Below are 19,099 nucleotides of genomic sequence, written 5' to 3'. Positions count from 1 at the left end.
GTTGCACACAAATGCTGTGGTCACTGGGATCCCCTGTAGGAGCGAGGCTTGCCCGCGAGGAGGCTAGCTAAAACAACATCACCCCCGCTGATTACCCCGCTCCCGCAGGTACTCAAGTACAGCCCCCCGCTCCCCGACAAACTCGATCCGCGCGCCCTTCTTCTCCCGCTGAAACGCATACATCGGATCGTAATACTCGCGCAGCAACCCTTCGATCCAGCCCCGGTGCAAGTCCACGGCACCGCTGTTCGCGTGTTCCGCCAGCGCGTCTTCCATCAAGGTCAACATCCGCCGATGACGTTCGCCACCCAGGCGCTTCTGGACATTATTCAGACTCGCCAGCATCCGCTCGGAAAACAGCGCGAAGCCTTCATCACCCTGCACATCGATGAACTCGGCACACAAGTCCACCACGTAATCGTGCAATATCCGCTCGACCCGCCCTTCCAGGCTGTCTTCCAACCAGACCACCGGAAACTGCTGCATGCCCTGATACAGCGGCAACGGCAGCGCGCAACGGCCAATCGCGCGGCTCTCGTCTTCCAGCACGAACTGTTCGATACCCCGGGCGCGCTTCTTCAGCACGTCCACGGCCAGGCGGTTTTCAAAGTCGATGTTGGAAGGTTGCCCGGTGGCGCGTTTGCCGAAACTGGAACCGCGATGATGGGCGTGCCCTTCAAGGTCCAGCCCGTTGTTCAATTGCGTGAGCAGCTCGGTCTTGCCGGTGCCGGTCATGCCGCCCAGCAAGACGAAATCGCACTGGGCAACGGCCTGGTCGAGGGTGTCGAGCAAGAAGGTGCGCATGGCCTTGTAGCCGCCACCGACGCGCGGATAGTCGATACCCGCCTCATCCTTGAGCCACTGTTGGACGATCTGCGAACGCAGCCCGCCGCGAAAACAATATAAATACCCATCCGGATGCGCCCGGGCAAAATCGGCCCAGGCCTGGATGCGTTCGGCCTTGATCTGGCCGGCCACCAATTGATGCCCCAGCGTAATGGCCGCTTGCTGACCGTGCTGCTTGTAGCAAGTGCCGACCCGTTGCCGCTCGTGGTCATTCATCAGCGGCAGGTTGACCACGCCGGGGAATGAACCCTTGAGGAATTCGACCGGCGCGCGGACATCCATCAGCGGCCGGTCGTTGAGGAAGATGTCGCGGTAATTGGTGCTGTCGTTGGACATCAAATCACCTCAACCGCGTGGGTCTGTCGCTCGACCAGTTCGCCGATCGGCTCAAGGGCCAGACCAAGTTCGGCGGCTATTTTGAGGAATTGTTCGTTGCCTTCAGGGGTGACCGCAATCAGCAGACCGCCGCTGGTCTGCGGGTCGCAGAGCACACGTTTGTGCAACTCCTGGAGCCGGCCGACCTTGCTGGCGTAACTGTCGAAATTGCGCAGCGTACCGCCCGGCACGCAGCCCTGATCGAGGTAATACTCGACCCCCGGCAGGCGCGGCACCCGGTCGTATCCGATGCGGGCGGTCACTTTGCTGCCGTCGGCCATTTCCACCAAGTGCCCGAGCAGGCCGAAACCGGTGACGTCGGTCATTGCGGTCACACCATCGAGTTTGCCGAAACGGCTGCCGGGTTTGTTCAGGGTGCACATCCAGTCGCGGGCCAGGCCGATGTCGGCATGGCGCAACTTGCCCTTCTTCTCGGCTGTGGTGAGGATGCCGATGCCCAAGGGCTTGGTGAGATAGAGCAGACAACCGGCGGTCGCGGTGTCGTTGCGCTTCATGTGGCGTTTTTCCACCAGCCCGGTCACGGCCAGGCCGAAGATCGGCTCCGGTGCGTCGATGGAATGGCCGCCGGCCAGAGCAATCCCTGCCTCATCGCAGACCGAACGTCCGCCGCGAATCACTTCCCGGGCAATCTCTGGCGCCAGCACGTTGACCGGCCAGCCGAGGATCGCAATCGCCATCAACGGATCGCCGCCCATGGCGTAAATGTCGCTGATAGCATTGGTGGCGGCAATGCGGCCGAAATCGAACGGGTCATCGACGATCGGCATGAAAAAGTCGGTGGTCGACACCACGCCGCGCTCTTCGTCGATGGCATACACCGCCGCGTCATCGCGCGAAGCGTTCCCGACCCAGAGTTTCGGGTCCAGATTCTGCGCCCCACTGCCGGCCAGAATCACCTCCAGCACCTGGGGCGAAATCTTGCAGCCACACCCTGCGCCGTGGCTGTACTGGGTCAGACGGATCGGCTCGCTCATGGGGGTGCACCTTGTGAAGAGAGTGCCGAAGATTCTACAGCAACCCTGTGGCGAGGGGGCTTGCCCCCGTTGGGCTGCGCAGCGGCCCCAAACCAGACAAAGCGGTTTGCCCACAGCACCGTGTTGAATGGTTTACGACTGCTGCGCAGCCGAACGGGGGCAAGCCCCCTCGCCACAAAAGCTCCTTTGCCCGTCCTTGGTCACTGATCGGGTTACTCATCTGACAGTTGACACCACTTTGGTGCATATCCACACCAGATCCCCCTTCCCCCTGAATGTCACTCCTTCTGCTCATCCCCCCCGAAATCCTTGACCGAAAGGACAGCAAAACCATCAATTCCCTCTATTTTTCAGCGTATTGAACAAACTGGTATGCCTTGTGCAAACGTTTGCGAGTCGCCGATAGCGGCCTGTTCGCCACCTAACTGCGCAAGCCCGCACCACCGAGCTTTCGATCCGCACGAAAAGGGACTTTTAATGCATTGCACCTCCAATCGCGTGACTTGCTCACGCATGTTTGTTGTTTCCTTGCTGCTGGCCAGCGTTACAGGACTACTCAGCAGCCAGGTGTTGGCCCAACCGGCCACCGCCGAAGAATCCGCCCAAGGCGAAGTCCTCAGCCCTGAAACCAACCCGCCGAAAAAAGGTGCCTATCTGTCGGATTGGTTCAACCAGGACCTGACCGTCATCGGCAGCAAAGACATCAGCTTCGGCCCGCAACCGGCCGACGATATCTACCTGGAGTACGAGTACTTCGGCCGCAAGGGGCCGTTCGAGTTGTACGGCTACATCGACATTCCGAAGATCTTCGACATCGGCAACAGCCATGACAAAGGCGTCTGGGACCACGGCTCGCCGGTGTTCATGGAGCACGAACCACGCATCTCCATCGACTACCTGGCCGGCCGCAGCCTGGCTGTCGGACCGTTCAAGGAATGGTACGTGGCGTTCGACTGGATCTACGACCACGGCAGCAACAGCGCCAACCGCGCCAATACGCTGTACAGCGGCCTCGGCACCGACATCGACACCCATTCGCGAGTCAATCTGTCGGCCAACTTCTATGGCCGCTACCAGTGGGAAAACTACGGCGCCAGCAATGAATATTCGTGGGACGGTTACCGCGCCCAGCTCAAATACATCGTGCCCATCAGCAGTTTCAGCAACGGCGCTTCGTTGACCTACATCGGTTTCACCAACTTCGACTTCGGCTCGGACCTGCACAAGGACAACCCGGCCCGCACCGCCAACGCCACCGTGGCGACCAACGTGTTGCTCTACGCCTTCACCCACTTGCGTTTCACCCTGGTCGGCCGTTATTTCCACAACGGCGGTAACTGGGACGATGGCAGTGAGTTGAATTTCGGCGACGGTGACTTCCGCGCCCGTTCCAACGGCTGGGGCTACTACGCCGGTGTCGGTTATCAGTTTTAAGGCTCATTTGAATCAGGAGGTTTTATGAAAGCAATGACGCGTCTTTCTCTGTCCCTGTCCGTAACCCTGTCCCTTGCCTGCGGCACCCTGCTCTCTTCCACTGCATGGGCGACTGAAGCGCCGATCCAGCCGAAAGTGATGCTGATCACCATGTTCGCCCCCGAGGCGCAAAACTGGATCGATCGCCTGGAACTCAAGCAAGAAGTGCGCGTACCGGGACTGTCTGCCGAGTACCCGAACATTCGCTGCAACACCCAACAGGTGTGCCTGATGGTCACCGGCATGGGCCAGACCAACGCGGCAGCCTCGACCCTGGCCCTGGCGCTGTCACCGAAATTCGACCTGCGCAAAAGTTACTTCCTGATCGCCGGGATTGCCGGCATCAGCCCCCACCACGGCACCATCGGCACCACCGCGTGGGCGCACTATCTGGTGGAGTTCGGCACCCAGTGGGAGCTGGATTCCCGGGACGCGCCGAAAGACTGGCCGACCGGTTACCTGGGCATCAACACCAAAGGCCCGAACGAAAAGCCGCCGCTGGATTACAAGACCGAAGTCTTCGAACTCAACCCGAAGTTGCAGGCCAAGGCCTTCGCCCTGACCCACAAGGTGGAACTGAGCGAGAGTAAGGAATCGGCGGCATGGCGCTTGAAGTATCCGTCTGCCCCGGCCAATCAGCCGCCCGTGGTGACCCAGTGCGATACGCTCGCGGGCAATACCTGGTTTTCAGGGACGCGGTTGAGTGAGCGGGCAGAAGTATGGACCAGGCTGCTGACCAACAACGAAGGGGTCTATTGCACCACTCAGCAGGAAGACAACTCCACCTACGAGGCGCTGCTACGGGCCAGTCGCGAGGGTCTGGTGGATGTCCGGCGCCTGGCGGTGGTGCGCGCCGGTTCCGACTTCGACCGGCCGGCGCCGGGCCAGAGTGAGGTGGATAACCTGCTCAAATACGCCGATCAGGGCGGTTTTGTGCCGGCACTGGAAAACCTGTACCGCACGGGGAATCCGTTGGTGCAGGATATTTTGAAGAATTGGTCGGCGTGGGAGAAAGGTGTTCCCGAAGCCTGATCTGACACTCCCCCCTGTGGGAGCGGGCTTTGCTCGCGAAGGCGGTCTATCTTTCAACATTGATGTCGACTGACCCACCACCTTCGCGAGCAAGCCCGCTCCCACTTTGATTGGGCTACGGCAACCACCCCAGGCATGCTCCAATCAGGCGGCGCCTGCCAGGGCCATAGGCTAGGATCATTGAGGGGTCGGGAAGGCTCCATGGTAGCGAGGCGTCCGGCTGTCACCCTCCGGCAATCTGACTGAATTTTTCGCGCGCCTCGCGATCCCTCTATTACAACAGGGAGGAATACAGGCTTTATGAACAACGCAAAACTTTTCGTCATTGAATACACCCTTCATGGCAAGCCCAAGTCTTTCATTATCCGCCTGGAGAAAATGGACAATGCAGAGGCTTGGCACTGGGCAAGTTGCGACGCCGGAGTCGGCCGGATCCCGCGCTTTGGCCGTGAGAGGGTGCAAAAGACCAGCAAACCACTGGCGGAAAAATTCGGCGTCGAGAACGTTACCTGGCGACCGGCGAGCTGAAATGAAAGTGGAGCCCGATCAGGCTCCACTTTTTTTTGGATGAACTGTCAGCGTTTGGCGCACTTGCAGCCCTTGCTGGCACATTCTTCACCATGTTCGTGGTGCTTGGCGCAGGCTTCACAACAATAGTGCTTGCCGTGGCGCGCGATCGGATGTTCGCCCAGTTTGCAGGAACATTTGGGGCAGTCGCAGATACTTTCACTGTCGATCATGAGTCTGACTCCAGGGTTATGGTCGTCCGGGTACCGCGGATGCGCGACACCTGAAGCAAATGACCGCCCGTTCCGCAAACGGGTTCAAACAAACGCTAGGACGGTGTTCGCTTACTATTGAGGGTAGTCGCGATGCTGCATCCCGTAGCAGCTCTGCGCTCGGCTGTAGCAGCTGCCGAGCCTGCGAGGCTGCGTTCGGCTGCGCAGCAGTCGTGAATCCGGCTGACGCGGTCTGCCTGAGGTACCGTAATCTCTGGTTTTACGACTGCTTCGCAGCCGAACGCAGCCTCGCGGGCTCGGCAGCTGCTACAGATCGCATCAGGGCTTAAATCAGGACAAGCCCCCTCGCCACAAAAGCAATATCAATCAGATACGGAATTGCCCGACCAGATGCCCCAGGCGCTGACCGAGGTCAGCCAGGCTGCGCGAGGTCTGGGCGCCGAGCTGGGTTTCGTCGGCGACGCTGTCTACCGCCACGGCGATCTGGTGCACGCTGCGGTTGATCTCTTCGGCCACAGCGGTTTGCTCTTCGGCGGCGCTGGCGATCTGGGCGTTCATCGAGTTGATGGTGCCGATCAGCTGGGCCATGGCGTCCAGAGACGCTCCCGCCTCGTTGGCCTGGGCCGATGTGCCGTCGCCAGCCTCGCTGGAGCGGCGCATGGCCTCGACCGCCGATTGGGTACCGGCCTGCAAGCGGTCGATCATGCTCTGGATTTCCTGGGTGCTGATTTGCGTGCGACTGGCCAGTGCCCGCACTTCGTCGGCAACCACCGCAAAACCACGCCCGGCCTCACCGGCGCGGGCCGCTTCAATGGCGGCGTTGAGCGCCAGAAGGTTGGTCTGTTCGGCAATCGAACGGATCACCCCGAGCACGCTGACAATCGACGACACGTCTTTTTGCAGGCTGTCGAGGGACACACCGCTGCTGCGAATGTCGTTCACCAGCGCATGAATCTTCACAATGCTGCCGGCCACCACGCGCTTGGCAGCCTGGCCTTCTTCATCAGTCTGCTGGGCAGCGACCGCCGCGTTTTGCGCACTTTTGGCCACTTCCTGGGCCGCCGCCGACATTTCGTTGATCGCCGTGGCCACCTGATCGGTCTCGTGACGCTGACGTTCCATGGCCTGATCCGAACGCTGGGCCTGATCGGACACCTGATTCACCAGCCCGGTCAGTTGCGAGGTCATTTCAGTGATCTGGCGCACCAGGCCGTGGATCTTGTCGACAAAACGGTTGAACGAGCCGGCCAGTTCACCGAGTTCATCCTGGCTGGTGATGGTCAGGCGCCGGGTCAGGTCGCCCTCGCCCGCCGCGATGTCGTCGAGGTTGGCTTTCATCAGGTTCAGCGGACGCAAAATGGTGTTGGCCAGCAGCATCCCGGCGGCAGCGATCACCAGCAGCACCACCACGGCAATCCCGACAATGCTTAGCACCACGCCTTGCATGCGTTCCTGGACCTTGGCTTCGACCAACGCGACTTGAGCTTCGATGCCGTCGAGGTTGACTGCCGTACCAAACGCCATGTCCCACTTGGGCAGGTATTCGGTGTAGCCGAGCTTGGGCACCAGCACTTGGGTATTGCCAGGCAGCGGCGAGCTGTATTGCAGGTAGTGGGTACCGTCCTTGGCGACTTTCACCAGGTCACGGTTGACGTAGACACCGTTCGGGTCGCGATTGTCCTTGAAGATCTGGCCCACGCCGTCAGGGCTGTTGGCCTTGAACAGGCGCACGATGTTGGAGTCGTAGCCGAAGAAGTAGCCGTCCTTGCCGTAGGTGATGCTCGACAGCAACTTGATCACTTGGGCCCGCGCCGCGTCATCGCCGGGGGCGGCCGCGTCGTAGAGCGGTTTGATCGTGGTCATGGCCACGGCGACGTAACTTTGCAAGGTCGCCTTGGCATCGCTGAGCAGGCGCTGACGGGTTTCCTCGACTTCCTTGCGGGCCTGCTCCTGCAGAATGAACAGCGTGGTCAGGCTAATGACCAGCGCAAAGAGCAGCACCGGGAGGACGGCAAGGGACAGGACTTTGGCCTTCAGGCTCATGCGCATGACGTTCACTCTTATGATTGTGTTGGCGTGGTTAAAAGCTATAACGGCAGGCCAACGTAAAACTGTAGGAGCCAGGCTTGCCGGCGAAGGCGATTTCGAGGACGCCTTCGCCGGCAAGCCTGGCTCCTACAGGAGTAAAATCAAAGAACCATCGCCGCTACCCAGCCAAACACCAACAACGGCAGGTTGTAGTGCAGGAAGGTCGGGACCACGGTGTCCCAGATGTGGTGATGCTGGCCGTCGATATTCAGACCGGAGGTCGGGCCCAGAGTCGAGTCCGAGGCGGGTGAGCCGGCATCGCCCAACGCGCCGGCAGTGCCAACAATGCAAACGATCGCGATCGGGCTGAAGCCCAGTTGCACGCACAACGGTACGAAAATCACCGCCAGAATCGGTACAGTGGAAAACGACGAGCCGATGCCCATGGTGACTAACAGGCCCACCAGCAACATCAGCAAAGCGCCGATGGCTTTGCTGTGGCCGATCCACGAGGCCGAGGTTTCGACCAGTGTCTGCACTTGCCCGGTGGCTTTGATCACTTCGCCAAACCCGGATGCGGCGATCATGATGAAGCCGATCATCGCCATCATCTTCATGCCCTCGGTGAACAGGTCATCGGTGTCGCGCCACTTCACAATGCCCGACAACGAGAAAATCAGAAATCCCGCCAGCGCCCCGATAATCATCGAGTCCAGCAGCAACTGAATAATGAACGCGGCGGCAATGGCCAGGCCGGCGACCATCAGGCTCAACGGGTTGTACTGCACCGCGACCTGTTCGACCTGCTCGATCTTCTCCAGGTCGTAAACACGTTTCTTGCGATAGCTGATGAAGGCTGCCGCGAGGCCAAAAACCATGCCCAGTGCCGGAATGCCCATGGCATGGGTGACGTTGATACCGCTGATGTCCACGCCACTACGGGCGACGTTGGCCAGCAGGATTTCATTCAGGAAGATGTTGCCGAAGCCCACGGGCAGGAACATGTACGGCGTGATCAGACCGAAGGTGATGACGCAGGCGATCAATCGACGGTCCAGTTGCAGCTTGGTCAGCACATAGAGAAGAGGCGGAACCAGCAACGGGATGAAGGCGATATGAATCGGCAAAATGTTCTGGGAAGCGATGGCCACCACCCACAGCAAACCGATCAGCAGCCATTTGACATTTCCGCCACCATTGGCGTGCTGGCGATCGACCATGGCCAGGGCTTTGTCGGCCAGCGCATGGGCCAGGCCAGACTTGGCGATGGCCACCGCGAACGCGCCGAGCAACGCATAGGACAAAGCAACAGTCGCCCCGCCGCCGAGGCCGTTGTTGAAGGCTTTAAGAGTCGCATCGATGCCCAGACCACCGGTCAAACCACCCACCAGCGCGCCCACAATCAGCGCGATTACCACATGCACACGGGACAGGCTGAGTATCAGCATGATGCCGACCGCGGCAATTACTGCATTAATCATCGTTACCTCAAGGCAAACGGAATGAGTCCGGCCGGCAGTCTGCATGAGCCGCCAGCGGATTAAAGAAAGGGTTTTATTAGAGGGCGCGCACTGTGCCGCAGCATCGTTCCCTTGTCAAAGCGAACGGCCCTGTGGCGAGGGGGCTTGCCCCCGTTCGGCTGCGAAGCAGTCGCAAAACCTGCCAATGCGGGTTGTCTGACTAAATGCCGGGGCCGCTTCGCGACCCAACGGGAGCAAGCTCCCTCGCCACGCAGGTATGCAATGATCGCTTAACAGCCTGGCGAATCAGCAGCAGAGCTTGATGAATCAGTTTCGCGTGTGACCCCGATTCTGCGTCCACTGAAGATCCACTGTGGGAGCGGGCTTGCTCGCGAAGGCGTTGTGTCAGGCGACACTATTGACTGTGGCCGCCGCTTTCGCGAGCAAGCCCGCTCCCACAGGTTAAGTAGCGTCCTTCGGAGTGGTGTTAGCGTTTGGGCAACTCGATCATCACTTTCAACCCGCCCCACTCGCTTTCCTCCAGCCTCAACACCCCACCCCACGTGTCGACGATGTCGCGCACGATGCCCAACCCCAGCCCATGCCCATCGGTCTGTTCATCGAGCCGGGTACCGCGACTGAACACCTGAGCGCGCTGGTCTTCGGGAATCCCCGGTCCATCGTCTTCCACGCTCAACTCAAACCGTTCTGCCGTTTCGGCCACGCTCAAGCGCACTTCGGCATCCGCCCATTTGCAGGCGTTGTCCAGCAAGTTGCCCAGCAACTCCAGCAAATCTTCGCGATCCCACGGCAGTTGCAAACCGGTCGGGGCGCGGTAGCTCAGGTCGAGGTGTTCGCCGTGAATCATGTTCAACGTGGCCAGCAACCCCGGCAGCTCGGCATCGCAATCGAACAATGCCCCCGGCAGTGCATCGCCGGACAAGCGGGCGCGGTTGAGTTCGCGATTGAGGCGCTGCTGGACTTGTTCCAGTTGCGCCTCAATCACCTTGCGCAGCTGCGGGTGAGCGTCGAATTTCTCGCTTGAAGCCAGGCTCAGCAGCACCGCCAACGGCGTTTTCAAGGCATGGCCGAGGTTGCCCAAGGCATTGCGCGAACGCTTGAGGCTGTCTTCGGTGTGGGCCAGCAAATGGTTGATTTGCGCCACCAGCGGTTCCAGCTCCACCGGCACCTCTTCGTCGAGTTGCGAGCGCTGCCCCTGCTGCAGCTGGGCGATTTGCTCGCGGGCCTTTTCCAGCGGGCGCAAGGCGCGGCGCACGGTGATGCGTTGCAATAGCAAAATCAGCAACAGCCCCGCCAGCCCCAACCCGAGGCCGATCTGCTGCATGCGCCGAAAGCTCTCGCGCACCGGGGTATAGTCCTGGGCGACGCTGATGGAGATCGCCTGGCCCAGCCGACGATAATCCGAACGCAACACCAGCAACTGCTGCCCTTCCGGCCCCAATTGCAGGTTGCTGTGCAGGCCTGGGTGTTCGAGCCGCGGCATGTCCTGATCCCATAACGAGCGGGAGCGCCAATGGCTGTCGGCGAAGTCGATGCGGAAGTAATGTCCGGAAAACGGTCGTTGATAGGCCGGCGACAAGTGCCGCTCATCCAGTTGCAACCCCTGCGGCCCACGCACCAGCGCCACCAGCAGGTTTTCGCTGTCGTTGCGCAGCCCGGCTTCGAGGTAGCGCTGCAACCCCATTTCGAACAGCCACAGGCTGGTTTGCGCCAGCACCAGGCCGACGATCACCATCACGCTGATCAAGCCCAGGCTCAAGCGGCGCTGGATCGACCTCACTGGGCTTGCCCGCCGAACAGGTAACCCTGACCGCGACGGGTTTCGATCACACTGCGCCCGAGCTTGCGTCGCAGGTGATTGACATGGACTTCCAGCACGTTGGAATCACGCTCGGTTTCACCGTCGTAGAGGTGTTCGGCGAGATGGCTTTTGGAAAGGATCTGTTCGGGGTGCAGCATGAAGTAGCGCAGCAGGCGAAACTCGGCGGCGGTGAGCTGGATGTCGGCGCCGTCGCGGGTCACGCACTGACGCCCTTCGTCCAGGTGCAAACCTGCAGCCTTGAGCGTTGGCTGATTGGCTTGGCCGTGGGAGCGGCGCAATAACGCCTGGACCCGCAAGTGCAGTTCTTCGGGGTGAAACGGTTTGGTCAGGTAATCGTCGGCACCGGCCTTGAGGCCTTCGATCCGCTCGGCCCAGGAACCGCGCGCGGTGAGGATCAGCACTGGTGTGGCCAAGCCGCCGGCCCGCCATTGCGCCAGCACGTCGAGCCCCGGCAACCCCGGCAGGCCGAGGTCGAGAATGATCAGGTCATAGGGCTCGCTGCTGCCCTGGTACACCGCATCGCGGCCGTCGGCCAGCCAGTCCACGGCGTAACCCTGCCGGTTGAGGCCGGCCATCAATTCGTCGGCCAGCGGCACGTGGTCTTCCACCAGGAGCAAACGCATCGGTCAATCTTCCTTGTCTTTCAGTAAATGGCCGGTGGTGGCGTCGAGGTCCAGCTCGCGCACCACGCCTTCTGTGGTCAGTAGCTCGACCTCGTAAATGTAGACATCGTGCTTTTCCTCAAGCTCGGCTTCCAGCAGCTTGGCCCCGGGATAGAGGTCCAGCGCTTTCTGCAAGAGCTGCTCCAGCGGCAGGATCACACCTTGTTGGCGCAGGCGCAGGGCCTCGTCCTGATCCAGGTCGCGGGCCATGACTACCGAGCAAAAAGCCAGGAGCACCAACGCCATTCGACTGCTGGCGCGCCGATTTAGAAAAAACACCTTCATTACGTATCCTGATGATCCTTGAGAACCTGCCCGTTGACTGCATCCAATTCCAGGTCCCACTCAATACCCTGTGGGTCGCGCAATTCCACCTGATAGATGTACTTGCCGTACTCTTCTTCGAGCTCGGTTTCGGTGACGGTCGAACCGGGATGTTTGGCCAATGCCGTGGCATTGAGCTTCTCGAAGGACACAATGGTACCAGCGTCGCGCAGTCTCAGGGCTTCGTCTGGGCCCAGGTCCCGCGCGTGGGCGATGCTGGCGGTCAGGCCGATGATGGAGGCGGTGAACAGGGCAGTCAGGATTTTCATGGGTGTCTCCGTATTTTTTATGTGTTGCGATGAGCACTACCTTAGCGATTCGAACTTAACTGAAACTGAATTGCCATCATCAATGATTGCAATGCGACATCACTTACACACAAATCCCTGTAGGAGCCAGGCTTGCCGGCGAAGGCGTCCTCGAAATCGCCTTCGCCGGCAAGCCTGGCTCCTACAGATTGTGCGCTGCGCTGTCCGACACGCGCTTATAATCCCCCGCCTGCCAAACATCGAGACCGGTATGACCGCGATCCACATCAAGTTCCCTTCTCTGACCCTCAAAGCCGGCCCACGTGCCCTGGCGCGCATCCGTGCAAATGGCTTGAGCGCCGCTGATGTGGGCACGCTGCCAGGCGCCGCCGGTGGCCCGAAAGCGTTGGGGATTCAGGGTCTGGACCTGGCGCTGTTCGGCGAGTGGCTGCCGGCGGCGCCCCGGGAGCGTTCGCTGATCGGCGCGTCAGTAGGTTCCTGGCGGTTCGCCAGCGCCTGCCTGCCGGATGCCGCCGAGGGCCTGCGCCGCCTCGGTCATCTGTACACCGAGCAGAACTTCGCCAAGGGCGTGACCATGGCGCAGATCAGCCAGAGCTCCCGGCGCATGCTCGATGACTTGCTCGACGGCCGCGATGCGTCGATTCTGGACAACGCCCACTACCGACTGAACATCATGGTGGTCAAAAGCCATGGCCTGCTGGCGGACGATCATCGCGGCCGGCTGGGGCTGGGCCTGTCGTCGGTGATCGCCGACAACCTGCGCGGGCGGGCGCGGCTGTCGCGGCATTTCGAGCGGCTGATCATCCATGACCCGCGCCTGGCGCCACCGGTCAATGCGCTGAATGATTTCCCGTCGCGCTTCGTTACGCTCAATGCCGGCAACCTGCGCCAGGCCTTGCTGGCGTCAGGCTCGATTCCGATGGTGATGCAAGGCGTGCGCGACCTGCCGGGCGCAGGCGTGGGGACGTTCCGCGATGGCGGTCTGCTGGACTATCACCTCGACCTGCCCTACAGCGGCACCGACATCGTGCTTTATCCGCATTTCACTGACCGGGTCATTCCAGGCTGGTTCGACAAGACCCTGCCGTGGCGCCGTGCCTGCCCGGCGCGCTTGCAGGATGTTCTGCTGCTGGCGCCGTCGAAGCAATACCTGTCGCGCCTGCCCTACGGCAAACTGCCGGACCGTAACGACTTCAAGCGCTTCATGGGCGACGCCCCGAGCCGGCAGAAATACTGGCGTGCGACGATGGATGAAAGCCGCAGGCTCGGTGATGAGTTCCTGGAACTGACCGCCAACGGTCGCCTGGGCGAGCGCTTGCTGACCCTTTAGTGTCCTGTCTCGCCAATACTGTTCCTTTTTGGCGGTGTCTGTTGCCGTCATGCTGCGTTGCCGCTCCTCGCCATAGCGGGCTATGACTCGTCGCGGCGCCTTGCCTGACGACAACAGCCACTCGCCAAAAGAGGAACGTATTGGTGACACAGGACACTGGTCAGTGTTTTCCCGCATCACCAAACACAAACTGTTAAACTCGCCGCCTGCCCACATCGCCGCGGCGATCGCCACCTGACAGAGCTGAACATCACTGTGGAAATCTTCAAAGAATTCACCTTCGAATCCGCCCACCGCTTGCCCCATGTGCCGGATGGCCACAAGTGCGGTCGCCTGCACGGTCACTCGTTCAAAGTGGCGATTCATCTGAGTGGCGATCTCGATCCGCACACTGGCTGGATCCGCGACTTCTCGGAAATCAAGGCGATCTTCAAGCCGCTGTATGAGCGTCTGGACCACAACTACCTGAATGACATTCCCGGCCTGGAAAACCCGACCAGCGAAGTGCTGGCCAAGTGGATCTGGAATGAATTGAAGCCCCTGCTGCCGGAACTCAGCGCGATTCGCATCCACGAGACCTGCACCAGCGGCTGCATCTATCGCGGCGAGTAAACCGCCCTAAACTGTGGCGAGGGGGCTTGCCCCCGTTTGAGTGCGTAGCACTCACAAGATCTTTGGTATATCAGAGATTTTGGGGCTGCTTCGCAGCCCAACGGGGGCAAGCCCCCTCACCACAGGGCTCCCACAAGGGGAACTGCGTTTCGTCAGTGATATGAAAAACAGCCTTCAATGGCTGTTTTTTTATGCCTATGCTTTTGGGCTCGCACACGCCAAGAGGACACACTCCATGACTGACTGGCCGCTGGCTCAAACCTATCGCTTCAACGGGCACTCCGTTCGCTTCGCCGTACGTGGCGATGGCCCGCCGCTGGTGTTCGTGCATGGCACGCCCTTCTCTTCTTACGTGTGGCACCGGATTGCGCCGCACTTCATCACCACGCACCGGGTGCACTATTTCGATCTGCTGGGTTATGGGCTATCCGCACAGCCGGATGGCGATGTGTCGCTGGGTATACAAAACCAATTGTTGGCGCAATTGCTGGAGCACTGGGGGCTGGAACGGCCAGACGTGGTGGCCCACGATTTCGGTGGCGCCACCGCGTTGCGCGCGCATCTGCTCAATGGCAAGGATTACCGCAGCCTGACGCTGATCGACCCGGTGGCGCTGTCGCCCTGGGGATCGCCGTTCGTGCAGCATGTGCGTCAGCATGAAGCGGCGTTCAGCGGGCTGCCCGATTACATCCAGCGGGCGATTGTGCCGACCTATATTCGTGGCGCGATCAAGCGCGAGATTCCCGATCATGAACTGGCGCCCTATGTGCGGCCGTGGCTGGGCGACCCGGGGCAAGCGGCGTTCTATCGGCAGATCGCACAGATGGATGAACGTTATACCCGCGAGGTCGAAGACCTGTACCCGACGGTTCGCTGCCCGGTGCAGATTCTCTGGGGGGAAGACGATCAGTGGATTCCCATCGAACGCGGGCGGGCACTGCATCAGATGATTGCAGGGTCGCAGTTTCATGCCATCGCCAACGCCGGGCATTTGGTTCAGGAGGATGCGCCAGAGGCGATCGTAGCGGCGCTGCTGAGGTTTTTGCCGCAACACAAATCCCCCTGAAAAAACCGAATCCAATGTGGGAGCAGGCTGCTCGCGAAAGCGGTGTGTCATGCAGCATTGATGTCGACTGACACACAGCCTTCGCGAGCAAGCCCGCTCCCACATGAGTGCTGTATTCCTTCAGGTGCACTGCTTTCGTGCCCCTCCCCGGGCCAAATCCGCCTGCTCGTCTATAAATAACAACACCCTCGGGCCATTGGCACGGGCACTGCAACACCCCCGCATCCTCCATTGAGCAAGGAACGCCACATGACGCAGAACGATACGGGCAACGATTACCCCTTAAGCGAAGTCCCGATGCATGCCCGCAAGGGGCTCGCCTCCACCGCCATGGTGCTGCTCGGTTTTACCTTCTTCACCGCGACCATGTTTGCCGGCGGCAAGCTCGGTGTGGCGTTCAGTTTCGCCGAGATGATGGCGGTGATTATCGTCGGCAATCTGCTGCTGGGAATCTACGCCGCGGGGCTTGGCTACATCGCCTTCAAGAGCGGCCTCAACTCGGTACTGATGGGGCGTTTCTGCTTCGGTGAAGTGGGCAGCAAGCTCTGCGACCTGATCCTCGGCTTCACGCAGATCGGCTGGTATGCCTGGGGCACCGCGACCGCAGCCGTCGTACTCGGCAAATATTTCGAACTGAGCGAAGGCACCGTTCTGGGCCTGATGGTGTTGTTCGGCCTGGGCTTCTGCGCCACGGCATACATCGGCTATCGCGGGCTGGAAATTCTGTCCTACATCGCGGTGCCGGCCATGATGTTGCTGCTGATGCTGTCGATGTGGGTCGCGACGGTGAAGGTCGGCGGGCTCGAGGGTTTACTCGCCGTTGTGCCGACGGGAACACTGGACTGGTCGACAGCCATTACCCTGGTGTTCGGCACGTTCGTCAGCGGTGCGACCCAGGCGACCAACTGGACACGCTTCTCCCGCTCGGCACGCGTCGCGGTGCTGGCAAGCCTGATCGGTTTTTTTATCGGCAACGGTCTGATGGTGTTGATCGGGGCCTACGGCGCCATCGTCTACCAGCAACCGGACGTGGTCGAAGTGCTGCTGTTGCAAGGTTTCGCCATGGCCGCGATGGCGATGTTGCTGCTCAACATCTGGAGCACCCAGGACAACACCATCTACAACTTCGCCGTGGCCGGCTGCAACCTGCTGCGCACCGGCCGCCGCAAAACCGTGACCCTGGCTGGTGCGGTGATCGGCACGCTGCTGGCGCTGCTGGGCATGTACGACATGCTGGTGCCTTACCTGATTCTGCTGGGCACGGTGATTCCGCCCATTGGCGGGGTGATCATGGCCGACTTTTTCTTCCGTTATCGGGGTCACTATCCCCGCCTGGCGGATACGCAATTGCCCGCGTTCAACGGGTCTGGCCTGACTGCCTATGCGGTCGGCACGATCGCGGCATTCAACTCGCCGTGGGTCGCGCCGCTGGTAGGGATTGCCGCTGCCGCGCTAACGTATGTGGTATTGACCGGCGTACTGGGTGTCCGTACCGCCGAAGCACCACTAGAAGATCTCTAAAAGGATTCGCCTGATGCACATCATCAACGCCCGCCTGCGCAACCAAGAAGGCCTGCATGAGTTGCACCTGGAAAACGGCCTGATTCACAGCATCGCCCGTCAGACCGAAGCCCCGTCTCTGGGCGCTGACGATCTGGATGCCGGCGGCAATCTGGTGGTGCCGCCGTTCGTCGAACCGCACATTCACCTCGACGCCACCCTGACCGCCGGCGAGCCGCGCTGGAACATGAGCGGCACGCTGTTCGAAGGCATCGAGTGCTGGGGCGAACGCAAGGCGACCATCACCCAGGAAGACACCAAGGCCCGCGCCAGGAAGACCATCCAGACCCTCGCCGCCCACGGCATTCAGCATGTGCGCACCCACGTCGATGTCACCGATCCGGAACTGACGGCGCTCAAGGCGATGCTCGAAGTCCGCGAGGAAAGCCGCCACCTGATCGACCTGCAGATCGTCGCGTTCCCCCAGGAAGGCATCGAGTCGTATCGCAACGGTCGGGAGCTGATGGAAGAAGCGATCCGCCTGGGTGCTGATGTGGTCGGGGGCATTCCGCATTTCGAGTACACCCGGGATCAGGGCGTAAGCTCGGTGAAGTTTCTCATGGACCTGGCCGAACGCACCGGTTGTCTGGTGGACGTGCATTGCGACGAAACCGACGACCCGCATTCACGCTTCCTTGAAGTGCTGGCCGAAGAGGCCCGCAGCCGTGACATGGGTTCGCGCGTCACCGCCAGCCACACCACGGCGATGGGTTCCTACGACAACGCCTACTGCGCCAAACTCTTTCGGCTGCTCGGGCATTCAGGGATCAGTTTTGTCTCCTGCCCCACCGAAAGCATTCACCTGCAAGGACGCTTCGATAGCTTCCCGAAACGTCGTGGCGTGACCCGGGTGAATGAGTTGCTCGAAGCGGGGATGAATGTGTGTTTCGGTCAGGACTCGATCGTCGATCCATGGTATCCGTTGGGCAATGGCAACATCCTGCGGGTACTCGAGGCCGGTTTGCACATCTGCCACATGCTCGGTTATCGCAATCTGCAGAGCGCACTGGACCTGGTCACAGACAATAGCGCCAAGGCCATGAACCTGGGCGATCGCTATGGGCTGGAACAAGGACGGCCAGCGAATCTGCTGATTCTGTCGGCGGACAGCGATTACGAGATGATCCGCAGTCAGGGTTTGCCGTTGTATTCGGTGCGAGGGGGCAAGGTGTTGATGAAGCGGCAGATGCCGGTGGTGGAATGGGCGGATCAGCTTTAGAAAGTCGCTGACCGGATGGGCCTCTTCGCGGGCAAGCCTCGCTCCTACGGATTTGAGCCGTTCGCATTGTCGGCGAACGACACAAAACCTGTAGGAGCGAGGCTTGCCCGCGAAGGCAATTTCAAAATCACCCCATCAACCGCGCCGTACCAAACAACCTGACCCGTCTCAACTCGCCACCCAATTCTTCCAGCAAAATCGGCGCCGTGCCGCCAGGCATGACCACCTTCACCTCCCCTGCCGCCACCCAACCCACTTGCCACGCCGCACACGCCACCGCACTGGCGCTGGTGCCCGACGACGCGGTCGGCCCTTCGCCGCGCTCGAACACCCGCGCGACGATTCGGCCCTCGGATTCAAGCATCGCCCATTGCAGATTCACGCCTGCCGCACACGGCTGCCCTGCCCCGGTTGGCATGGCATAAGCGATGCGGGTCAATTCTCTAGACAACCCCGGCCCGCACATCTGCACGTTACTCGGCAACGCATCGGCGCCTGTTACCAACGTCACACAATGGGGATTACCGATGCGCACGAACTGGCTGTGGTTCCAGGCAGGGTCGAGCGCCGACAACGGTCGCACATGGCTGACGTCTCTACCATTCAACGTCACGGGTTCAACCCCTTGCGCGCCCACCGCTTGCGGCCCGAACGACGGTTGCCCCAAGTCCAGCCAGAACCCTTGCACGCCATCGACCCCGGCGGGTTTCACTGAAGTCTCCACTGGCGAAACCGCATCGTTCTTGTCGTGATGAACCCGCAGCAGACAGGCCTCTTCCCTCGGCATCAACCCTTGTTCACTCAGGGCCTGGGAAAAAATCGTCAGGCCATTGCCACTGCGCTCGGCCAGGGTGCCGTCGGTGTTGACGATCAGCAGATCAAAAGGCGGCAACGATTGAAACGGCCCCACCAGCAGACCATCGCAGCGATGGTCTTTGCTGTCGGGCGGTTGCGTACCCGGGGCCCAGCCACAGAAGGCCTCGATGGCCGACAATGCCCAGGCCTCACGGGTTTGTGCGGCATGGCTGACCTGCTCAGGCAGGTCGATACCGCTACCGCGCAGGGCGTCAGGCGCCACGACCGCGTAGATATTGCCTCGAGCATCGTACATCCGCGTCATGGCGCCCCTCTGTATGAACAATTGATGCGTCGACAATATCGCGAAACAGCGGCCGGCTGTGCAAGGATGTCAGCCTGCCTGACTGCGCCCCCGCCCGGACGTGGTGATCGAACCCTTTGCGGTTGTTCACTGTCGCTTGGGGACG

18 protein-coding genes are annotated in these 19,099 nt (G+C 60.8%); 8 read left to right on the top strand and 10 right to left on the bottom strand.

Features of this window, described 5'->3' with window-relative positions:
* Positions 1-78: 78 nt before the first annotated feature.
* Positions 79-1,182 carry a tRNA 2-selenouridine(34) synthase MnmH gene (gene mnmH / locus ACA044_RS10300; RefSeq protein WP_497446255.1) on the bottom strand — a complete coding sequence of 368 codons (1,104 nt, stop codon included), beginning with the start codon at positions 1,180-1,182 and terminating at the stop codon, positions 79-81.
* Positions 1,182-2,216 carry a selenide, water dikinase SelD gene (gene selD / locus ACA044_RS10295; protein ID WP_497446254.1) on the bottom strand — a complete coding sequence of 345 codons (1,035 nt, stop codon included), beginning with the start codon at positions 2,214-2,216 and terminating at the stop codon, positions 1,182-1,184. The genes mnmH and selD overlap by 1 nt, the downstream gene beginning before the upstream one ends.
* A 477-nt stretch (positions 2,217-2,693) precedes the next feature.
* Here selD and ACA044_RS10290 point away from each other — a divergent pair, with 477 nt between their 5' ends.
* The 3 genes from ACA044_RS10290 (at position 2,694) to ACA044_RS10280 (ending at position 5,249) form a co-directional block, all read left to right on the top strand.
* Positions 2,694-3,650, top strand: coding sequence for a nucleoside-specific channel-forming protein Tsx (locus tag ACA044_RS10290; RefSeq protein ID WP_497446253.1), 957 nt, complete (start codon positions 2,694-2,696; stop codon positions 3,648-3,650).
* 24 nt (positions 3,651-3,674) lie between these two features.
* Positions 3,675-4,721 (top strand): purine-nucleoside phosphorylase, encoded by a 1,047-nt coding sequence (locus ACA044_RS10285; protein WP_497446252.1) that lies wholly within the window; start codon positions 3,675-3,677, stop codon positions 4,719-4,721.
* Between the two features lie 300 nt (positions 4,722-5,021).
* Complete coding sequence (locus ACA044_RS10280; RefSeq protein ID WP_497446251.1) at positions 5,022-5,249, top strand: DUF6555 family protein; 228 nt, start codon at positions 5,022-5,024, stop codon at positions 5,247-5,249.
* Between the two features lie 47 nt (positions 5,250-5,296).
* On the opposite strand, the gene ACA044_RS10275 is transcribed toward ACA044_RS10280, so the two are convergent.
* From ACA044_RS10275 to ACA044_RS10245, 7 genes are all read right to left on the bottom strand, one after another.
* Positions 5,297-5,461 (bottom strand): metallothionein, encoded by a 165-nt coding sequence (locus ACA044_RS10275; RefSeq protein ID WP_129437072.1) that lies wholly within the window; start codon positions 5,459-5,461, stop codon positions 5,297-5,299.
* 366 nt (positions 5,462-5,827) lie between these two features.
* Entirely contained in the window at positions 5,828-7,504 is a 1,677-nt protein-coding gene (gene ctpM, locus ACA044_RS10270) for a methyl-accepting chemotaxis protein CtpM (RefSeq protein ID WP_497447199.1), read from the bottom strand.
* A 146-nt stretch (positions 7,505-7,650) separates the two neighbouring features.
* Positions 7,651-8,967, bottom strand: coding sequence for a Na+/H+ antiporter family protein (locus ACA044_RS10265; RefSeq protein ID WP_497447198.1), 1,317 nt, complete (start codon positions 8,965-8,967; stop codon positions 7,651-7,653).
* A 469-nt stretch (positions 8,968-9,436) separates the two neighbouring features.
* Positions 9,437-10,750, bottom strand: a complete 1,314-nt coding sequence (locus ACA044_RS10260; protein WP_497446250.1) for a sensor histidine kinase — start codon at positions 10,748-10,750, stop codon at positions 9,437-9,439.
* A complete protein-coding gene (locus ACA044_RS10255; protein ID WP_253544753.1) occupies positions 10,747-11,415 on the bottom strand; it encodes a response regulator transcription factor in 669 nt (222 codons plus the stop codon). The genes ACA044_RS10260 and ACA044_RS10255 overlap by 4 nt, the downstream gene beginning before the upstream one ends.
* A gap of 3 nt (positions 11,416-11,418) precedes the next feature.
* A complete protein-coding gene (locus tag ACA044_RS10250; RefSeq protein ID WP_497446249.1) occupies positions 11,419-11,739 on the bottom strand; it encodes a PepSY domain-containing protein in 321 nt (106 codons plus the stop codon).
* Positions 11,739-12,047: a PepSY domain-containing protein gene (locus ACA044_RS10245; RefSeq protein ID WP_497446248.1), complete on the bottom strand. Its 309-nt coding sequence runs from the start codon at positions 12,045-12,047 to the stop codon at positions 11,739-11,741. Before ACA044_RS10245 ends, ACA044_RS10250 begins: the two co-directional genes overlap by 1 nt.
* A 250-nt stretch (positions 12,048-12,297) precedes the next feature.
* On the opposite strand from ACA044_RS10245, the gene ACA044_RS10240 reads away from it, so the two are divergent.
* The 5 genes from ACA044_RS10240 to codA all read left to right on the top strand — a co-directional run bounded on the left by ACA044_RS10240 (position 12,298) and on the right by codA (position 17,834).
* Entirely contained in the window at positions 12,298-13,377 is a 1,080-nt protein-coding gene (locus ACA044_RS10240) for a patatin-like phospholipase family protein (RefSeq protein WP_497446247.1), read from the top strand.
* A gap of 255 nt (positions 13,378-13,632) precedes the next feature.
* Positions 13,633-13,989 (top strand): 6-carboxytetrahydropterin synthase QueD, encoded by a 357-nt coding sequence (gene queD, locus ACA044_RS10235; RefSeq protein ID WP_003173033.1) that lies wholly within the window; start codon positions 13,633-13,635, stop codon positions 13,987-13,989.
* Positions 13,990-14,224: 235 nt separating this feature from the next.
* On the top strand, positions 14,225-15,055 hold the full coding sequence (locus tag ACA044_RS10230; RefSeq protein WP_497446246.1) for an alpha/beta fold hydrolase: 831 nt from the start codon (positions 14,225-14,227) through the stop codon (positions 15,053-15,055).
* A 249-nt stretch (positions 15,056-15,304) separates the two neighbouring features.
* Positions 15,305-16,576: a cytosine permease gene (gene codB / locus ACA044_RS10225; protein ID WP_497446245.1), complete on the top strand. Its 1,272-nt coding sequence runs from the start codon at positions 15,305-15,307 to the stop codon at positions 16,574-16,576.
* A 13-nt stretch (positions 16,577-16,589) separates the two neighbouring features.
* Positions 16,590-17,834 carry a cytosine deaminase gene (codA, locus tag ACA044_RS10220; RefSeq protein WP_497446244.1) on the top strand — a complete coding sequence of 415 codons (1,245 nt, stop codon included), beginning with the start codon at positions 16,590-16,592 and terminating at the stop codon, positions 17,832-17,834.
* 127 nt (positions 17,835-17,961) lie between these two features.
* Here codA and ACA044_RS10215 read toward each other — a convergent pair whose 3' ends face one another.
* Complete coding sequence (locus ACA044_RS10215) at positions 17,962-18,954, bottom strand: diaminopimelate epimerase (protein ID WP_497446243.1); 993 nt, start codon at positions 18,952-18,954, stop codon at positions 17,962-17,964.
* Positions 18,955-19,099: the final 145 nt, after the last annotated feature.

The sequence above is a fragment of the Pseudomonas sp. LBUM1673 genome, assembly GCF_059695645.1.
Note: the sequence above shows the minus strand (reverse complement) of the source record. Positions and strands in the feature narration are given on the sequence as shown.